We start from the raw sequence: 14734 nt of genomic DNA on the forward strand, positions 1-14734 counted from the left end.
AGTGTGTTGAGTTAGTACGCGTAGCGTCTGAGCATCCGGGTTTCGATCACGCCGACCAGTCGGGTCAGGGGGAACGCCACCAGGAAATAAATCACCGCCACCGCCGACAGGAACTCGACCGGGCGTGCGGTGCTGTTGGAAATGTTCTGGCCGACGAACATGAGGTCCGCGATCCCCACCGACGAGATGAGCGCGCTTTCCTTGAACAGGCTGACCACGTTGGAAAGCAGTGGCGGGACTGCGCGCAAGAGTGCTTGCGGGAAAATCACGTAAAACACCTTGTTCCACGACGCCACGCCAAGGGCAGTGCAGGCATCGTGTTGTTCGCTCGGAATGGACTTGAGCGCGCCGCGAAAGGTCTCGCTGGTGATGGCGGTCATGTACAGCGTCAACGCCAACACCACCGATACGTAAGGGGGAACCGAGATACCGAATACGACAGGCAGGCAGAAAAAGATCCAGAACAGTTGAATCAGCAACGGCGTGCCGCGAAAAAGCTCGACGTAAAGCCCGGTAGGGATTCGGATCAAGGGGCTTTTCGAGAGCCGCAAAAGGCTCAAGAGAAACCCGCAAACGCTACCCAGTACGGCGCAGCTGACGGTGAACGCCAGCGTCAGCGCCAGGCCTTTGGCCAACACCTGCCAATAGGAAAGGACCACCATGAAATCCAGTTGCATCATTGTCTCCTCAGCGCGCGAGCGCAGTGTCCTGGCGTCGCTCTAGCCACTGCACCAACTGCGCGATGGGCAACGAGAGGGCGAAGTAGATCAGGGCAATCAGCGAGTAAGTTTCGAGTGGGCGATAGGCTTCAGTGGCAATGCTTTTGCCGACGTACATCAGGTCAGCGACTGCCACAATGGCAACCAGCGCACTTTGCTGGAGAATTGAAATGCCGTTGGTCATCAGCACCGGCAGCGCGGTGCGCACGGCTTGCGGGAGAATCACGTAAAGCGTTCGCTGCCACGGACGCAGACCCAGCGCAACGCAGGCATCCAGATGTTCGCGCGGAACCGCTTGCACCCCTGCCCGATAGGCTTCTGCGTTGAACGCGGTAAGGTTCAGCCCCAGGGCCAGTACGCCCATGGTGATCGGATCGATGAACACATTGAACAGCATCGGCAAGCAGTAGAAAAACCAGACGATCTGCAACAAGGCCGGCGTGCAGCGGAAGAACTCGATGAACAGCTGAGCGGGCCAGCGGATGAAAAACCAGCGGTTCAAGGTCAGCAGGCACAGGCCAAAACCGAGTATCAGCCCCACCACGTTCGACACCAACGCCAGTTGCAGGGTGACCTTGAGGCCTTCCCACAGGGCACCAAAGTTGCCGGTCAAAAAATGGAAATCAAATTGATAATTCATGGCCGTTATCCTCAGTCCAGGTGCAGGACTTTTTCGAGGAATTCGCGGGTGCGCGGCTCCTTCGGCTGAGTGAAGATCTGCGCGGGAGGCCCCTGCTCGACGACCTTTCCATTGGCGCAGAACACCACCCGCGAGGCGATGTTCCTGGCGAAGTGCATGTCGTGGGTGACGATGATCATGGCCATTTTTTCTTCTGCCAGTTGCATCATCACGTTCTGCACTTCGGTCACCATTTCCGGGTCGAGCGCCGAGGTCACCTCGTCGAACAGCATCAGCTTCGGTTCGAGCATCAAGGCTCGGGCAATCGCGACACGCTGCTTCTGCCCGCCGGAGAGCTGGCTCGGATACGCATTGAGCTTGCTTTCCAGACCCAGGCGAGCCAGAAACAGCCGAGCCTTCTCGGTCGCCTGGACCTTGGAGAGTCCGTGAACCTTCATGGGCGCCAGAATCAGGTTGCTCAAGACCGAAAGATGCGGGAACAGCGTGTAATGTTGAAACACCATCCCGACCTGGGTTTGCAAGCGCACATCCAGTGGCTTGCCGTGATTTCTCGCATTGCCATCGATGTAAGGCTTGCCCTGGAAGCTGATCGTCCCGCCCTGAATGCTTTCAAGCCCCATCATGACCCGCAGCAACGAACTCTTTCCGCTACCGCTGGGACCGATGATGACCAACCGATCGTCAGCGCGCATATCCAGGTTCAAATGGTCCATGACCACCAACCCTTCGCCATAGGATTTGTAAACATCGCGAAGCTGGATGAAGTCACCGCCGGCCGAATCAGGGACGAACGAAGCCTGTGGCTGGGCGGCCACCAGTAAAGGAGCTGTCATAGGGGGTCTCCAGGAGAGCGGCGGTTACGGGCCGCTCTCGGGAATCATCGAAATTACTTGGATGTTTTTTCGTCGGCGTTCGCGAGGACGGAAGCCTTGTCGACCAGGGCGGCAATCTCGCCTGTCTCGCGACGCTGGGTGAGGTAAATGTTCAGCACTTGCAGGTCTGATGGTGACGCGTCACGGCTCAGCCCGAACGCTACGCCCTGCTTCGCCAATGCCGGGGCCGGCAGTATTTCCTTGGTCCAGTCCGGGTTGGCGACGGCGAACAAATGGTTGGTGTCACTGGCGTCGACCAGGACGTCGGCCCGACGGGACATCACTGCCAGTCGCGTCTCGTCCATCCCGGGCAAACGCATGACCGTGCCATTCTTCACCACCGCGCTGATCGCCTTGTCGGCGGCAGTGCCAGACATCACCGCGAACGACACGCCCGGCTTGTCATAGTCCGCGATTGCATTGCCCGCCGTGGCGAGTTTGGGATTGTCTTTATGGGTGAGCAACGAGATCTGGTAGTCAGTCGCCGGGACCGAGAAACTGACGGCCATGGCGCGTTCCGGGGTCTGATTCAACGCCATCGCCAGATCCCATTTCCCGCCTTGCAGGCCCGCGACCAGATTGTCCCAATTGGTGTCAACGAACTCCACCTTGACCTTGAGCACCTTCTCGCCGAAGTCCCGGCACAAATCCACGAAGTAACCGCTGTACTGACCCGAACGGGCATCACGCATCACATAGGGCGCCGCGACGGCAGCGCCGCAACGCAGCACGCCGGCTTTTTGCACGCCTTGCCAAAGTGACGGATCAGCGGCGTGCGCTGGAGCCTGGCTCAGTAGCGCACCGATAGCGGCTGCACAGACGAGCATGTTGCGGACGGAGCGAGAGAATAACCGAGCCATTTTTTTGAACCTCACCGATATGTAGTTGTTCTTGGGCAGAAAGGTACAAGCGTGTAACGATGTGCGCTGTCATGTATGCAGCGCTGTATGCAGATTAGTTTTGAACGAATTGAGCTGTCAACAGGCTTCCGGAGATTTTTTCAGGAAAGTGACTGAGCGGTCGGATGACCGCTCAAGGGTCGAAACCGTCACGCGGTTTGCTGTACGGTTTCAGAAAGGGGTGAGGCTCAGGCGTCCAGCCGGGACAGCGCCTACGAGCGCCGGTTATCGAGTGGGAAGCTTGTTAGCAGCGCGTAGGTGAAGGTTTCGCCCGATTGATGCGCATAAAAAATCCGATGTCCGTTCAGGCATCGGATTTTAATTTATTGCGATCAAGGCTATGGGTTCGCCCGCAGAGCCATTTAATCAGCGCGTCATGGATTCACACTGCTCGCGCAGGTCATGATTGCTGATATCGTGCCCGGTATCATCGCCGTGCGGGCGCTAGACATGGGGCCACTGTAAGCATGAGCACGCAGTAAATCCGGAATTCCACTCTACGAACGCAACACCCCCATCGCCCGCCGATACTTCTCAACGCGCTCCAGATCCTCCCAGGACGGCTGGGCAATCCGCGACAAGTCGCTGTTCTCTTCCAGATCCGCCAGCTTTACCACCCGCCCGATCGGGTTCTGCGCCGCGCGCTCGACGAACGCCTCGTAGGACTCGTCCGGTACCTTGGTCACCGACGCAATTGCCATCAGCACCGTTTCGCTGAAGCCTTCGTTACGCAGATCGTCGAAGCTGATGCCGCAATCCTCGACCACGTCATGCAGCACCGCGACGATGCGCTCTTCCAGCGTGTTCACCCGTAGCATGACTTTCAGCGGATGCAGGATGTAAGGCGCACCGCCCTTGTCCAACTGCCCCTCGTGCGCCGCCGCGGCGATGGCAATGGCGCGTTCCAGTGTCTGGGTCATGGGATTCTCCTCGGGTTAAACGCCGTAACGGCCGCTGAAATGAATGTTGCGTTTGAACCAAACTGCAACCCTCTTCGTAATGAGCGCCACCGATGGACTGCTCGAAACAAAAAGGCGTATCCGGCCGGGAAAGGTCGATGTGGAAGAGGTAAATGTCCTGGGTTTTGTGCTGTGGCGTTGGGGCGTTGTTGCGGTTGCCGATTTCGATCATGGGCGCGTTCCATCCTTGAATTCCCGTCGGCTTTCAGTCTACGACGGTGGCGGCGCTGAACGGAAGCAAGCGTCCTCACCGCCGAAAATCCCGAGCCTGATCGTTCAATGAGCGTGCGGCCAGGATTTTGAAGTCTGAGAATCTCGTAGGAAATAACCGTTTGTGGCGAGGGAGCTTGCTCCCGCTGGGATGCGAAGCAGCCCCCAATCCTGCTAGCCCGTTTCCTCAGACACACCGCAACGCCCGGTTTTGCGGCGGCTGCGCCACCGAACGGGGGCAAGCCCCCTCGCCACAGTGACCGCGCGTGGTCCTACAGCCCGGTTGCGGCTATCAAAGTCGCTGACTAGAGTGGGTCTGTCGCTGACCGCATTTAGCGATAGGGTTTCGCAGCCCTGACGATACGTGTAGTAACCTTGCACCCCATAACCAGCAACGGTCGCACAAACGCGCCCGTACTCCGTTTTATGGTGGCTGTGTGTGGGAGACCTTCTGGTCTGCCGGGTTCCTCGTATCCTCGGTCTGCGAACCCGCACATAGCTACCACCCATTCGTTTCGCAGCGAACGGCAGTAGCTCTTCTTACAGATACGAGGAAGATTTACTTATGAGCACGAATACCCCGCTCCGCCATTACGCCCCAATGTCCCACTTCGCCACCGACCATCCCGTCCTCCTCATCGACGCCGACGCCCCACTGCGCGAACTCCACAACTGCCTCAGCGAACGCCTCAGCGCCGTCCTCAAATACCTCAACCTCATGGCCTGCACCAGCCTGCCGGACTACGCCGAGCACGACATCAACACCGTCACCAACATCGCCCGGATCATGGTCCAGGATGTGAGCGATGTGTTTCGGGTGATTGAGCAGCGTGGGTTTGATGCACCTATGGGCCAGTAACCAGATTTGAGCTGCAAAAAACCCGCGTTGCTGCGGGTTTTCTAATCGCTTCATTGCTGCCAACGGATTTTTCACCGCCGATGTCTCCAAGGCCTGCAAGACAACAGCGATCAGTAAACCTGCACCCGCCACAACTCCCGCGAAGACGAAGCCGCCGACATCGGCAGCCTTCCATGCAGTGTCCGATAGTTATCAATCAGCACCAAATCCCCTTCACTCCATTGATGGGCAATCATGCACTCCGGGTCATAAACCAGCGCGTTGACCTGTTCCAACAACGCCTGCTGAGCCTCCTCATCATGGTCCTGCACAGCCTGGCTCAGGGTCTGCAGTGTCGAGTCGGTGCCCTCTTGGTAGCGCAGGATGAGTTCGCCGCTGCGGGGGTGATGATCCACCAGGCTGTACATGCGCGGGGAGCCACCGAAGTAGGTCATTTTGGTGTAGTAGGTGATGTTCACGTTCTGCCATTGTCGGGCGACTTGCTGCCCGACTTTGCGCAGTACGTTTCGGCTGTCGACGATGGTGGTCTGGCCCTCGCCCGGCTGCGGCGCTGTCTTGCAATACAGCATGAATTTGCTGGCGCAGAATTTTGGATTGCGCTGAACCTGTGCGTCGCTGTCGGGCAGCATGTTCAGGTCCCAGTGCAAAGGTGTTTTCTCCAGCGAATGCACCACGCCTTGGGGTTTGTCCGCAGGTTTGACCACATGCACGGCGCCGAAGGCCCATTCGTACAGCGTGCCGAAGCGTTCGCAGCTGCGAGCAAAACTGTCCTGGTCGTCGAAGCGACAGCCCTTGAGGCAGACGAAACCAAAGGTTTCCACCAGTGCCTCCAACAGGCCCGTGGACAGTCGTTCGAAACCCAGCCCCAACGGGTCTCGCACCACCAGGCCAAAGAGCGGAAGCTTTTGCAGTTCGTATTCGAAGCCTTTGGCCTGCGGGTTTTCTGTTTGGTGGTAGAGCCACGGCCGCCCTTGCCAGGTGACCAGCACATGGTGGTCGAGGTCGACTTGGGCGCGTGCGCGAAGGCTCTGGCTGCCATCGATGTTGCACACCGGCACGGCATGCCAGGGGCTGACGACACGGGTCAGCCCTTCGGCCAAGCCGAAGGTGAATTTGGGCCCGGCATTGCTGTATTGATGGACCGACAATCGAATGTCGTCACCGAAGAAACGATCCACTGCCGCATTCAATGCCTGCCCGCGAAACATCATTTGGTAGGCTTTGAAATTGATTTGCTGCAGGTACTCATCCTCGCTCTGCCCGTCCTCACGACACAGACGCAGGTCGTTGTAGAGATGACTGCAGAGGTGATCATGCGCCTGGCTGAGGGATTCATCGTGCCGGCTCTGCTCGATCAGATCCCCAAGGTTTTTCCAGGGCAGACGAGCCTGCTTGATCAGGCAGGCGCGAACCGACTCGGCACTTTGGGCCTGAGGGAACAGGTCTTCCATGCTGACCCACTGAATCGTATGGGTGGTACACAGTTCACGCAAAGCCCGGTTGTAGGTCTCACGAACGTCGTCGGCCACCCCGACGATGTCATTGAACGTTGTTCCGTCACTGAGGATCGACACCACACAACCCGGTGCGTGCAGCGCGGCGATGGCCTGGCCGAGCTGGTCGAGGCGCTCGATAGCGATGACTTCGCCATAATCCGGCAGCACGCCGAATGTCTGGTCAGTGGCGTTTGGCGACTTGCAGGGAAAGCCTGGCAGTACCAGACGCACCGGCAGGCTCTGATCGAAGCAATGCCCCAGACGTAACGCGAGATGCGCTCTGCCTTGTGTGTCGAAACAATCATCCGTGCCTTTGAGCAGATAACCCGCGAGCAAATCGCTGACGGCAGCGATCCATGCGTCTCTATGTTCCATAGAACAAGTTCCTTGAGAGTGTGTGTATCAATAGGATTTAACCGTGTCGCCATGCTCGGTGAATGCAGGCGCGGTACCGCAGACTTGCTGCAGAATGCGCAGCAACCCGGCCGGCTGTTCGCAGCAGAAGTTCGGGGCCTGGGCCCGCAATATTGGGGGCAGGCCATACCCCCAAGTGACCGCCGCCGAGTACATGCCTGCAGCACGCGCGGTCTTCAAATCGATCTCGGTGTCACCGACGAACAAACAGCGTTGCGGATCAACCGACAATCGCCGGGCGGCTTCCCATGCCACATCCGGCTGAGGTTTGAGCGCCCTGCCCGCGCGATGCCCCAGAATCGTCCCGAAGGTATTTTGTGGAAGCAGCGCATCGGCTACTTGCAGGGCCATTTCCTCGGTCTTGTTGGTCACGATTGCCAGCGGCACTTGTAACTGGCGACAACCTTCAAGCAAGGCAAGCACACCGCTGAATGGCCGGGAAAATTGCACAAGGTTGTTTTGATACAGCGTCACATAGCGCTGGTGCATAGCGACCGCATCGGCAATGCCAAACCGCTCGGCAACCTGCTCGATCATCGCCGTGACCCCGCCGCCGATATAACCCCGCACCGTTTGCGCTGTCTGCGCCGGGCAACCGTGTTCGAGCAACACCTGGTTCAGGCACCAAGTGATGTCAGGCAGGGTGTCGACCAAGGTCCCGTCTAAATCGAAGAGTACGGCTTCGACCCGCAACCGAGACGCCATCATTGAGCACTGGCGTAGTGACAAGGACGCCCCTTGCGAAACACCAGTCGGTGGTAGCGCTCATCGACATTGCTGCGTTTTTCGAGGGTGACCACACCCCGTCGCTTGATCGCCACCGAATGCCAGGGCGTACGCCACAGGTCACTGGTTGGCACCAGTCGAATACCGATCTTCGTCGACACCGCCAGTTGCGGGTGAATCGACAGGCGCAGGCAATGCGGGTAGCGCGCCTGTAACAGAGCACTCCAGGCTTCACTGCGCTGGATCACCCGCTGCGAGGCAGGCTTGGCGATTTTCTTCACCGCATTGAGACTCATGCCGGCGAATACCTTGAGCCCCGAGTAATCCTCGGAAAGGAAGCGATGGATGCCGCAGTACATCAACATCATGTGCGGATCATCCTTGAAACGCTGCTGCAACAAGACCAATGACTGGCCGTGCTCGATCATCATTTCCTCACGCATGGCGTCCAGACAATCAAGCGGAGGATAGGCATCCCTGAGGTCGAAATGGGCGAACGTGCCGGGATAGTGCTGTTCAGCGTAGTCCTGGATAGCGTCGGTGTAGGCCTTAACGTCCGCATCGGGAACATGCACCAGGTCAGAGAATACATAGCCGTCGGAGCAGATATGAATCAGCGCCCCCGGTGCGTAGATCTCGTGGATCTCATTGCACAGGCGATGTAACTCGTCGATTGCATGATGTTCAGCAAGATCGGGTAGATGGCTGAGGGTTTTCTTGCGGCTGGGCGACTTGCCGGGAAAGGCTGGCAAGACCATTTCGATCTGGCGACCGCTCTCGACCGCTTGCATTACCTTCGCCAGATGGGGTTGCAGCACCTGCAACGAAAGTTCGTGATCCTGCCCCGGGGCAAGGCTACGACGTCGAAACAGGCATTCGAGGATTTGCTGGGCAATGTTCATGTGCGCGATGTTCTGATGCTCGTGCACCAGCTGACCGCACACCTGTTGAGCAACGGTGTTTGAACCCTGCATAGACAATCCCTTGTGTGGTGAATAACGGCCATTTTTTTGGCCGCCAGCAGATATTCCTTACCTGCGGGCGGCTAAATTCCTACAAGTCGTTAGGGCTGTCAATCGTGGCAATCAGGAATATTGCGGTCTGGTTTGTGGTCGAGGGGCTCGATGCGAATGCCATAGAACAAAAATTAAAGAACTGTGTTTTTTCGTGGCTACACTCATCACTGGTAGCTTTTGGCTACCAACGTGATGGGTCCCAATAGGAAATTACAAATAGAAGGGAATCTGATGAACAAATTAAAAGCCCCCCCGTTTGCCTGCGCTGCATTGTTGTTTTTCGGCTGCAATTCAATGACTCAGGCTGCCGACATTCTGGATCAGGGATGGAATGACACCACCCTCTCCAATTGGCATGACCTTTCACAAGGATCGAGAATTCTCCCTCTCTCCTGGGCGCTTGCATTGGAAGAGCCCACTTCAGAGGAGAAATTCATGAGTGACAACACGATCTCAGCCTACGGTTACACGCCTTATAATCCGTCTTATAAAGGTAAGCGTCTTACGTTGCCGATGGGTTTCGTTTTGGATGATAGCCACGACAGCAAGCTGTCTTTCACCAAACTCCGTTGGTTTTTTGGACAAGGGACGCAAGAGCCGTGGGTGGGGATGAACTGCTCTGCTTGTCACACGGCTCAAATCAATTTTGAAGGACAGAATCTTGTCATCAATGGCGGGCCAACCAACGCCGACTTTCAAAATTTCTTTAAAGCGTTGAGAGCGGCTTTAACCACAACGGCTTCCGACCCTGAAAAATTTGAACGCTTTGCAAAGAATGTCCTGGAGGATGACCTGTCGGACGGGAATCGCCAACGGCTGAAAAAATCCCTGGAAAGCTTGAATGCGTTTTATGCACAAAACGAGACACTGAACGCCACCGATCTGCAATATGGCCCAGGTCGCCTTGATGCAGTGGGCCACATTCTCAACAAGATCAGTCAAGTCACCCAAGCGAACCCGCCTACCCCTAACCCCTCTGATGCTCCGGTGAGTTATCCATTTCTTTGGAATACACATCAACACAACGTCCTCCAATGGAACGGAATGGTCAGTAAATCAGAAATCAACCCGTTAATACCAGGCGGCGACGGCCTCGATGTTGGAGGTCTGGGGCGTAATGCTGGAGAGGCTATCGGCGTGTACGCCGATATTCGACCGGTTAAAGAAAATCCGGCCAAGCCAGGATTTGTCTCCAGTGTGAACGTGAAAAATCTGGTGGTTTTAGAACATTCTCTTTATAGCCTGAAGCCTCCGCGGTGGCCCGGGGCGCTGCCAAAAGACCTCACATCAGGTGCCAAATTATTTACGGACAATTGTGCAGGCTGCCATGCACCCCTTGAGAGAAACGATCTCACCACGCCAATCAAAGCGGTCATGGTTCCAATTGCTGCGAATGAACATTTAAATCCTCGGGGCCCAAATGACAGGACCATTAGCACGGACCCCTGGATGGCGTGCAATGCCTATCAATTTAAAGCGGATGCTGGAGTGTTAGCGGGTTATCTTAAAGCCGATAAAACAAAAGAGCCCATTCAGTCAAATGAGCTTCTCTACAACATGCTGGGTGTGACCGTCCTGGAGACATTACTTGGCAAAGGACGCGATGTCGCCGAGCTGGTTTTCGATGGATTGCTTGGCATAGAGCCTCAACCTGTAAAAGTCCCGGGATTCAAAGACCGTGCCTTGTTCAGTAGTGTTGATGAGAAAGCGTTACGGCTATACAACTGTTACCGTGCCAGCCCAAAGGTCGCTCTTCTCGCCTATAAAGCAAGACCCCTCACCGGCATTTGGGCCACAGCGCCTTACTTGCATAACGGCTCTGTTCCGACCCTGAACGACCTTCTCCTGCCACCCCGTCAGCGTCCCTCGAGTTTTTATACAGGGACCCATGAATTCGATAATCAAAAGGTGGGATTCAAGACCGAGAAATCGGACAAGAATTGGTTTCTTTTCGACACCAAGCTTGAGGGCAACAGCAACGCCGGCCATGACTATGGCGTGGGCAGTCTTAGTGATATCCAAAGGTCACAGCTTCTCGACTACTTGAAGTCACTTTGAGCTGCGTCGCAGACGCCCTCACCTGAGGCATGGCGTGGTAATCGCTAGGAGGGGCGACCAAAAGTAGTGGTCGCCCCGCCGAGGCCGTTACAGGTTTAATGTTTGCTTTAGCTATCAGAAGTTAGCCGGGGTGTTGGCGCTGATGATTTCAGCCTCATCCGACCCAATATGGTAGATCGCGTTAGCTAGGCTGCTTGCCTTGAAGGGAATGGCGTTCAAGCAGCCTCATGACTTAGGCCCGCCACGGTGGAAGAGCCCCTTCGAAAAGTGAAAAGGCTCGATGCAGGAAACTGTTGAAGCGAGCGGCATCACGCCGCAGCCCTGCCTGTTGACCACCAATCAGGCATAGATGGGCCACCTGACCAATCACTTCTGCTTCGCCTGGCATATGGACCAAGCGGCGGCACGTCCGTATCGCGAAGTTCAGTCGTCTTGTGTCAACACGCTGCTGAAACTCGCCTACCAACGGATCGTGCAGCGACCAGGCTCGGATGGAAACTTCCCGCCCAGGTTGTTTCTCAGCGGCAATACTCAAGTAGCGTTTCAAGGTTTCGCCCGCGCTACGACCCTGCGCCGCATAAGCGAGCATGCGCTCCGTGTAGTCTTCTTCCCAAGCGGCCAGCAAGGTGCGGACAAAGTCTTCGCGATTGCGGAAATGGTGATAGAACGATCCGCGGGTCACATTTAATCGGCGCGAGAGACTCTCGGCCGAAACGCCAATATGCCCTATTTGGTCGAGGGCCTCAAAACCAGCCGCGATCCAATGGTTACGAGTTAGTTTTCTCACCAGTTATTTCGCTCCATATTTAGCGCCATACAGACTGTGTATGGTGCGCAACCGATTGATACGCTGCGAACACCAGCAAAGATGGCCGTTGCGTTTTGCACGCCAGCACTTTTCATGGAGCTCGCCTTGAAGAAAATCGTTCTGGTTGCTTTCGACCAATTCACTGATATCGACCTATTCCTGATGTGGGACATTTTAGGCCGCAACACTGAGGACTGGCACGTCCGAATATTGGGTTCTAGCTCTATCGTGCGATCGGCGCACGGCCTGCCTGTTTCGGTGCACGGTCCGCTTTCCGAGGCCAATAGCGCCGACGCGGTATTGTTCGTCAGCGGCAAGGAAGGGATACCCGCTGCACTTGCCGCCCCAGATTTCCTGAAGTCGTTTGAACTTGACTCCAGACGCCAGCGAATCGGCTCCATATGCGCCGGAGCTTTCATTCTCGAACGGCTTGGGCTGCTCAGCGGCCAAGCAACTACACACCCGGATGCACGATCGAGCTTGCGAGCTCTGGGACTTGAGCCCGTGGACCAGCCTCTTGTATGCCAGGGGAACGTTGCAACCGCTGGCGGATGCCTTTCGGCGCTCTATCTGGTGGGATGGTTGGTTGAATCCTGGTTCGATGTCGACAAGCGCCGTGCGACGTTGCTCCCTGTTCTGCCAACTGGGCAGCAAGAGCTCTATGATGCCTTGATCGGGCTCAGTATCCGACAAGGAGAAGTTGGCGCCTCAACACCCCACACTTGAATACGTACCTGATAGCCTAAGTAGGCACGCCGCAATATGGAAAAAGAGCCGCTTGTACAGCGAGATTCCTCCACTATGCAGATACCTCGTGTGCTTGGGAATGAGCAGTGAGCGCGGTTGTCCCTGTCCGGCTTGAAAGTCGGTAACCGTCACTTCTAAGCTAGACAAGCACTTACAGGGCGACAAGGAGCGTTATACGTCAAACCATCGCAACAAGAAACGCGACATGGCATGTCGTCTAATTAGTAGTTAGAACTCAGGAGAGATCCCCTATGCCCCGAGAATTTGAGCTCATTATGTCCGTGCCAGTCCCCTCGAGGTCCGGCATCACCCACCTTTACAAGTCGATGAACCTAGCGGACGCTTTTGCGATTCGGCTCCCTGCGGGCACATCTAGCAATCCAGATTTGCTAGCTCGATTCATCCTTTCCCACCAGCCATCCTGGATTGGATGGCTGATGAAAGTCCGAGACACTATCGTTGCCTGTTTTGGTCTCAAGACAGCCAAACATTTGGCATCACTTGCTAATCGGGTTGGAATCTTCAAGGTCTACAGCACGAACCAGACTGAAATCGTGTTGGGAGAGGACGACAAGCATCTCGACTTCCGGATATCGATCCTGTGTTCTGGAGAGGCAGAGCCAGAAGGCAGTCGCCAACTCGTTTTTTCAACCGTGGTCCAGTGCCACAACCGTCTAGGCCGGGCCTACATCTTCGTTATTGCCCCATTTCACCGCTTGGTGGTTAAGGCCAGCCTCCTCCGTGCAGCGCGCGTCGGTTGGCCTCTGGCTACCTGCCCCTAAGGCTGAGAGCGCTGTGTGCCCCTGAGGTCTAACCCTTCCATCGAAAGGCTGTTCTGGCAAGCCTGGCCAAGTCTCTCAGGTCAAACGTCAGGCCTCTAAAATTCATTCAATTGCGAAACCGATGCGGCAACGTCGTCGGAAAGTAATACCCATCCCCGGCATTCAACACACTAATCTGCCCATCAACGCCAAGCCTACAAAAGCCCTTTCACCATCGGAACACAAGCCAGCTGAAGCCCGGAGGGCGAATGGTAAATAGCAGGTTTGTCACCAACGAAACCGCAGCGCCGGTAAAAGTCAGCTGCGTTCAACGTGGCGTCCAGATTGACTTCCCTCAGCCCCAAATCCCGTGCCAGGGATTCAAGGTAGTCCAAGACTCTCAAGCCAATACCACGTTGCATAAAGCTCGGGAGCACAAAGATCGCACCGATTTCGCTCCTCTCTAGGTCAAGCATTCCTGTCGCCACCGGTTCACCCTGAATACAACCCAGATAAAAGTGTTTATCCATCAGGTCGCTATACCCGTCCTTGGCTGCTCCTGCCGTCCAGGCCAGCATTTGCTCCGTGGTATAGGCACCGATGCATTGATGCCGTATCGCTTGAAGGCGAATGTCGAACGCCATTTGGGCATCGCTATGCGTGGCTCGTCGAATCTCGAACATTTCATTCTCCATTAGCCATCGGTAGACGGAGAACTAAAAAGCCCCGTCCATTTCTGGCGGGGCCTTGGGTTTTTACGTCAAATTCTATGAACGCATGACCTCATGGCCCGCCAGAGGCGGTCATGGAGGAGCACATCATGTTCATGTGGCGTGTGTAGGTCATGGGCAGATAGTGTTTTGGATGATCCGGGTTGTCAATCGTGCAGCGGAATGATTAGGAACAGTACCCGGATTTACGACTGCTTCGCAGCCGAACGCAGTCTTCGGCAGCTGCTACAGGTTTGATATTCGCTATCGAGATCAGAAGTTAGCCGGGGTGTTGGCGCTGATGATTTCCGCCTCATCCGCCCCAATATTCCGAAACCGATGTGGCAGCGTCGTCGGAAAGTAATACCCATCCCCGGCATTCAGCACACTAATCTGCCCATCCACCGTCAGCTCAACCGTGCCACGGGTTACGAGCCCACACTCCTCCCCTTCAGCATGCACGATGGGCTCTTCGCCAGAACTCGCCCCAGGCGCGTACTGCTCGCGCAAAAGCCGCATCTGCCGACTCGGCACCGAAGCGCCGATCAGCAATAACCGCAGCCCATGACGCCCGAGATCCGGCTGCTCATTGGCGCGGAACACGTATTGATGCTCACGCGGCGGTTGGTCGAAGGTGAAGAAGTCCGCCAAGGACATGGGAATGCCTTCGAGCAGTTTTTTCAGGGAGCTGACGGAGGGGCTGACCCGATTCTGTTCGATCAGGGAAATGGTGGCATTGGTGACGCCGCTACGCCGGGCCAGCTCGCGCTGGGACAGTTTGTAGCTTTCGCGTACTAATTTGAGTCGTGAGCCCGTGTCCATGACAGCCTTATGCGAAGA

The 14734-nt window shown here is 56.2% G+C and carries 16 protein-coding genes and 1 pseudogene; 5 read left to right on the top strand and 12 right to left on the bottom strand.

The features are described 5' to 3' along the window. Positions 1–11 precede the first annotated feature (11 nt). The 5 genes from BK662_RS22170 to BK662_RS22190 form a co-directional block, all read right to left on the bottom strand. Positions 12–677 (bottom strand): amino acid ABC transporter permease, encoded by a 666-nt coding sequence (locus BK662_RS22170; protein ID WP_123359849.1) that lies wholly within the window; start codon positions 675–677, stop codon positions 12–14. Positions 678–687: 10 nt separating this feature from the next. Then, positions 688–1359 (bottom strand): amino acid ABC transporter permease, encoded by a 672-nt coding sequence (locus tag BK662_RS22175; protein ID WP_123359850.1) that lies wholly within the window; start codon positions 1357–1359, stop codon positions 688–690. Between the two features lie 11 nt (positions 1360–1370). Next, positions 1371–2192, bottom strand: a complete 822-nt coding sequence (locus BK662_RS22180; RefSeq protein WP_123359851.1) for an amino acid ABC transporter ATP-binding protein — start codon at positions 2190–2192, stop codon at positions 1371–1373. A 53-nt stretch (positions 2193–2245) separates the two neighbouring features. Further along, complete coding sequence (locus BK662_RS22185) at positions 2246–3091, bottom strand: transporter substrate-binding domain-containing protein (RefSeq protein WP_123359852.1); 846 nt, start codon at positions 3089–3091, stop codon at positions 2246–2248. A 536-nt stretch (positions 3092–3627) separates the two neighbouring features. Further along, positions 3628–4050 carry an HD domain-containing protein gene (locus BK662_RS22190; protein ID WP_123359853.1) on the bottom strand — a complete coding sequence of 141 codons (423 nt, stop codon included), beginning with the start codon at positions 4048–4050 and terminating at the stop codon, positions 3628–3630. 43 nt (positions 4051–4093) lie between these two features. Here BK662_RS22190 and BK662_RS34895 point away from each other — a divergent pair, with 43 nt between their 5' ends. Continuing rightward, positions 4094–4372 (top strand): hypothetical protein, encoded by a 279-nt coding sequence (locus tag BK662_RS34895; protein WP_185047178.1) that lies wholly within the window; start codon positions 4094–4096, stop codon positions 4370–4372. A 492-nt stretch (positions 4373–4864) separates the two neighbouring features. Further along, positions 4865–5158 carry a fructose-bisphosphate aldolase gene (locus tag BK662_RS22210; RefSeq protein WP_123359855.1) on the top strand — a complete coding sequence of 98 codons (294 nt, stop codon included), beginning with the start codon at positions 4865–4867 and terminating at the stop codon, positions 5156–5158. Between the two features lie 110 nt (positions 5159–5268). On the opposite strand, the gene BK662_RS22215 is transcribed toward BK662_RS22210, so the two are convergent. Genes BK662_RS22215 through BK662_RS22225 form a run of 3 tightly spaced genes read right to left on the bottom strand, consistent with a single transcriptional unit; the run spans position 5269 to position 8768 of the window. Then, positions 5269–7029, bottom strand: a complete 1761-nt coding sequence (locus BK662_RS22215; protein ID WP_123359856.1) for an isocyanide synthase family protein — start codon at positions 7027–7029, stop codon at positions 5269–5271. A 27-nt stretch (positions 7030–7056) separates the two neighbouring features. Continuing rightward, on the bottom strand, positions 7057–7773 hold the full coding sequence (locus tag BK662_RS22220) for an HAD family hydrolase (RefSeq protein ID WP_123359857.1): 717 nt from the start codon (positions 7771–7773) through the stop codon (positions 7057–7059). Next, positions 7773–8768, bottom strand: a complete 996-nt coding sequence (locus BK662_RS22225) for an isocyanide synthase family protein (protein ID WP_123359858.1) — start codon at positions 8766–8768, stop codon at positions 7773–7775. The genes BK662_RS22220 and BK662_RS22225 overlap by 1 nt, the downstream gene beginning before the upstream one ends. Positions 8769–9041: 273 nt before the next feature. On the opposite strand from BK662_RS22225, the gene BK662_RS22230 reads away from it, so the two are divergent. Further along, positions 9042–10868 carry a di-heme-cytochrome C peroxidase gene (locus tag BK662_RS22230; RefSeq protein ID WP_123359859.1) on the top strand — a complete coding sequence of 609 codons (1827 nt, stop codon included), beginning with the start codon at positions 9042–9044 and terminating at the stop codon, positions 10866–10868. Positions 10869–11100: 232 nt separating this feature from the next. Here the strand turns inward: BK662_RS22230 and BK662_RS22235 are convergent, their stop codons facing one another. Continuing rightward, the gene (locus tag BK662_RS22235) at positions 11101–11655 is read right to left on the bottom strand and encodes a TetR/AcrR family transcriptional regulator (protein ID WP_123359860.1); all 555 of its coding nucleotides are present in this window, start codon (positions 11653–11655) and stop codon (positions 11101–11103) included. 126 nt (positions 11656–11781) lie between these two features. Between BK662_RS22235 and BK662_RS22240 the strand changes: the two genes are divergently transcribed. Further along, positions 11782–12402, top strand: coding sequence for a DJ-1/PfpI family protein (locus tag BK662_RS22240; RefSeq protein WP_123359943.1), 621 nt, complete (start codon positions 11782–11784; stop codon positions 12400–12402). A 272-nt stretch (positions 12403–12674) separates the two neighbouring features. Further along, on the top strand, positions 12675–13205 hold the full coding sequence (locus BK662_RS22250) for a DUF2867 domain-containing protein (RefSeq protein ID WP_123359861.1): 531 nt from the start codon (positions 12675–12677) through the stop codon (positions 13203–13205). Between the two features lie 106 nt (positions 13206–13311). On the opposite strand, the pseudogene BK662_RS22255 reads toward BK662_RS22250, so the two are convergent. From BK662_RS22255 to BK662_RS22265, 3 genes and pseudogenes are all read right to left on the bottom strand, one after another. After that, positions 13312–13401: pseudogene (locus BK662_RS22255) on the bottom strand (cupin domain-containing protein); the annotation flags it as partial. Continuing rightward, positions 13400–13867, bottom strand: a complete 468-nt coding sequence (locus tag BK662_RS22260; protein ID WP_123359862.1) for a GNAT family N-acetyltransferase — start codon at positions 13865–13867, stop codon at positions 13400–13402. The pseudogene BK662_RS22255 and the gene BK662_RS22260, both read right to left, overlap by 2 nt. A 300-nt stretch (positions 13868–14167) precedes the next feature. Further along, entirely contained in the window at positions 14168–14716 is a 549-nt protein-coding gene (locus tag BK662_RS22265) for a cupin domain-containing protein (protein WP_008011722.1), read from the bottom strand. Positions 14717–14734 lie beyond the last annotated feature (18 nt).

This window comes from Pseudomonas frederiksbergensis (assembly GCF_003732275.1).
Classification (GTDB): Bacteria; Pseudomonadota; Gammaproteobacteria; order Pseudomonadales; family Pseudomonadaceae; genus Aquipseudomonas; species Aquipseudomonas frederiksbergensis_H.

What these genes read in the sequence shown, in the direction of transcription:
- BK662_RS22170 (WP_123359849.1), bottom strand. Translation starts at nt 677, where the DNA reads ATGCAACTGGATTTCATGGTGGTCCTTTCCTATTGGCAGGTGTTGGCC.
- BK662_RS22175 (WP_123359850.1), bottom strand. Translation starts at nt 1,359, where the DNA reads ATGAATTATCAATTTGATTTCCATTTTTTGACCGGCAACTTTGGTGCC.
- BK662_RS22180 (WP_123359851.1), bottom strand. Translation starts at nt 2,192, where the DNA reads ATGACAGCTCCTTTACTGGTGGCCGCCCAGCCACAGGCTTCGTTCGTC.
- BK662_RS22185 (WP_123359852.1), bottom strand. Translation starts at nt 3,091, where the DNA reads ATGGCTCGGTTATTCTCTCGCTCCGTCCGCAACATGCTCGTCTGTGCA.
- BK662_RS22190 (WP_123359853.1), bottom strand. Translation starts at nt 4,050, where the DNA reads ATGACCCAGACACTGGAACGCGCCATTGCCATCGCCGCGGCGGCGCAC.
- BK662_RS34895 (WP_185047178.1), top strand. Translation starts at nt 4,094, where the DNA reads ATGTTGCGTTTGAACCAAACTGCAACCCTCTTCGTAATGAGCGCCACC.
- BK662_RS22210 (WP_123359855.1), top strand. Translation starts at nt 4,865, where the DNA reads ATGAGCACGAATACCCCGCTCCGCCATTACGCCCCAATGTCCCACTTC.
- BK662_RS22215 (WP_123359856.1), bottom strand. Translation starts at nt 7,029, where the DNA reads ATGGAACATAGAGACGCATGGATCGCTGCCGTCAGCGATTTGCTCGCG.
- BK662_RS22220 (WP_123359857.1), bottom strand. Translation starts at nt 7,773, where the DNA reads ATGGCGTCTCGGTTGCGGGTCGAAGCCGTACTCTTCGATTTAGACGGG.
- BK662_RS22225 (WP_123359858.1), bottom strand. Translation starts at nt 8,768, where the DNA reads ATGCAGGGTTCAAACACCGTTGCTCAACAGGTGTGCGGTCAGCTGGTG.
- BK662_RS22230 (WP_123359859.1), top strand. Translation starts at nt 9,042, where the DNA reads ATGAACAAATTAAAAGCCCCCCCGTTTGCCTGCGCTGCATTGTTGTTT.
- BK662_RS22250 (WP_123359861.1), top strand. Translation starts at nt 12,675, where the DNA reads ATGCCCCGAGAATTTGAGCTCATTATGTCCGTGCCAGTCCCCTCGAGG.
- BK662_RS22260 (WP_123359862.1), bottom strand. Translation starts at nt 13,867, where the DNA reads ATGTTCGAGATTCGACGAGCCACGCATAGCGATGCCCAAATGGCGTTC.
- BK662_RS22265 (WP_008011722.1), bottom strand. Translation starts at nt 14,716, where the DNA reads ATGGACACGGGCTCACGACTCAAATTAGTACGCGAAAGCTACAAACTG.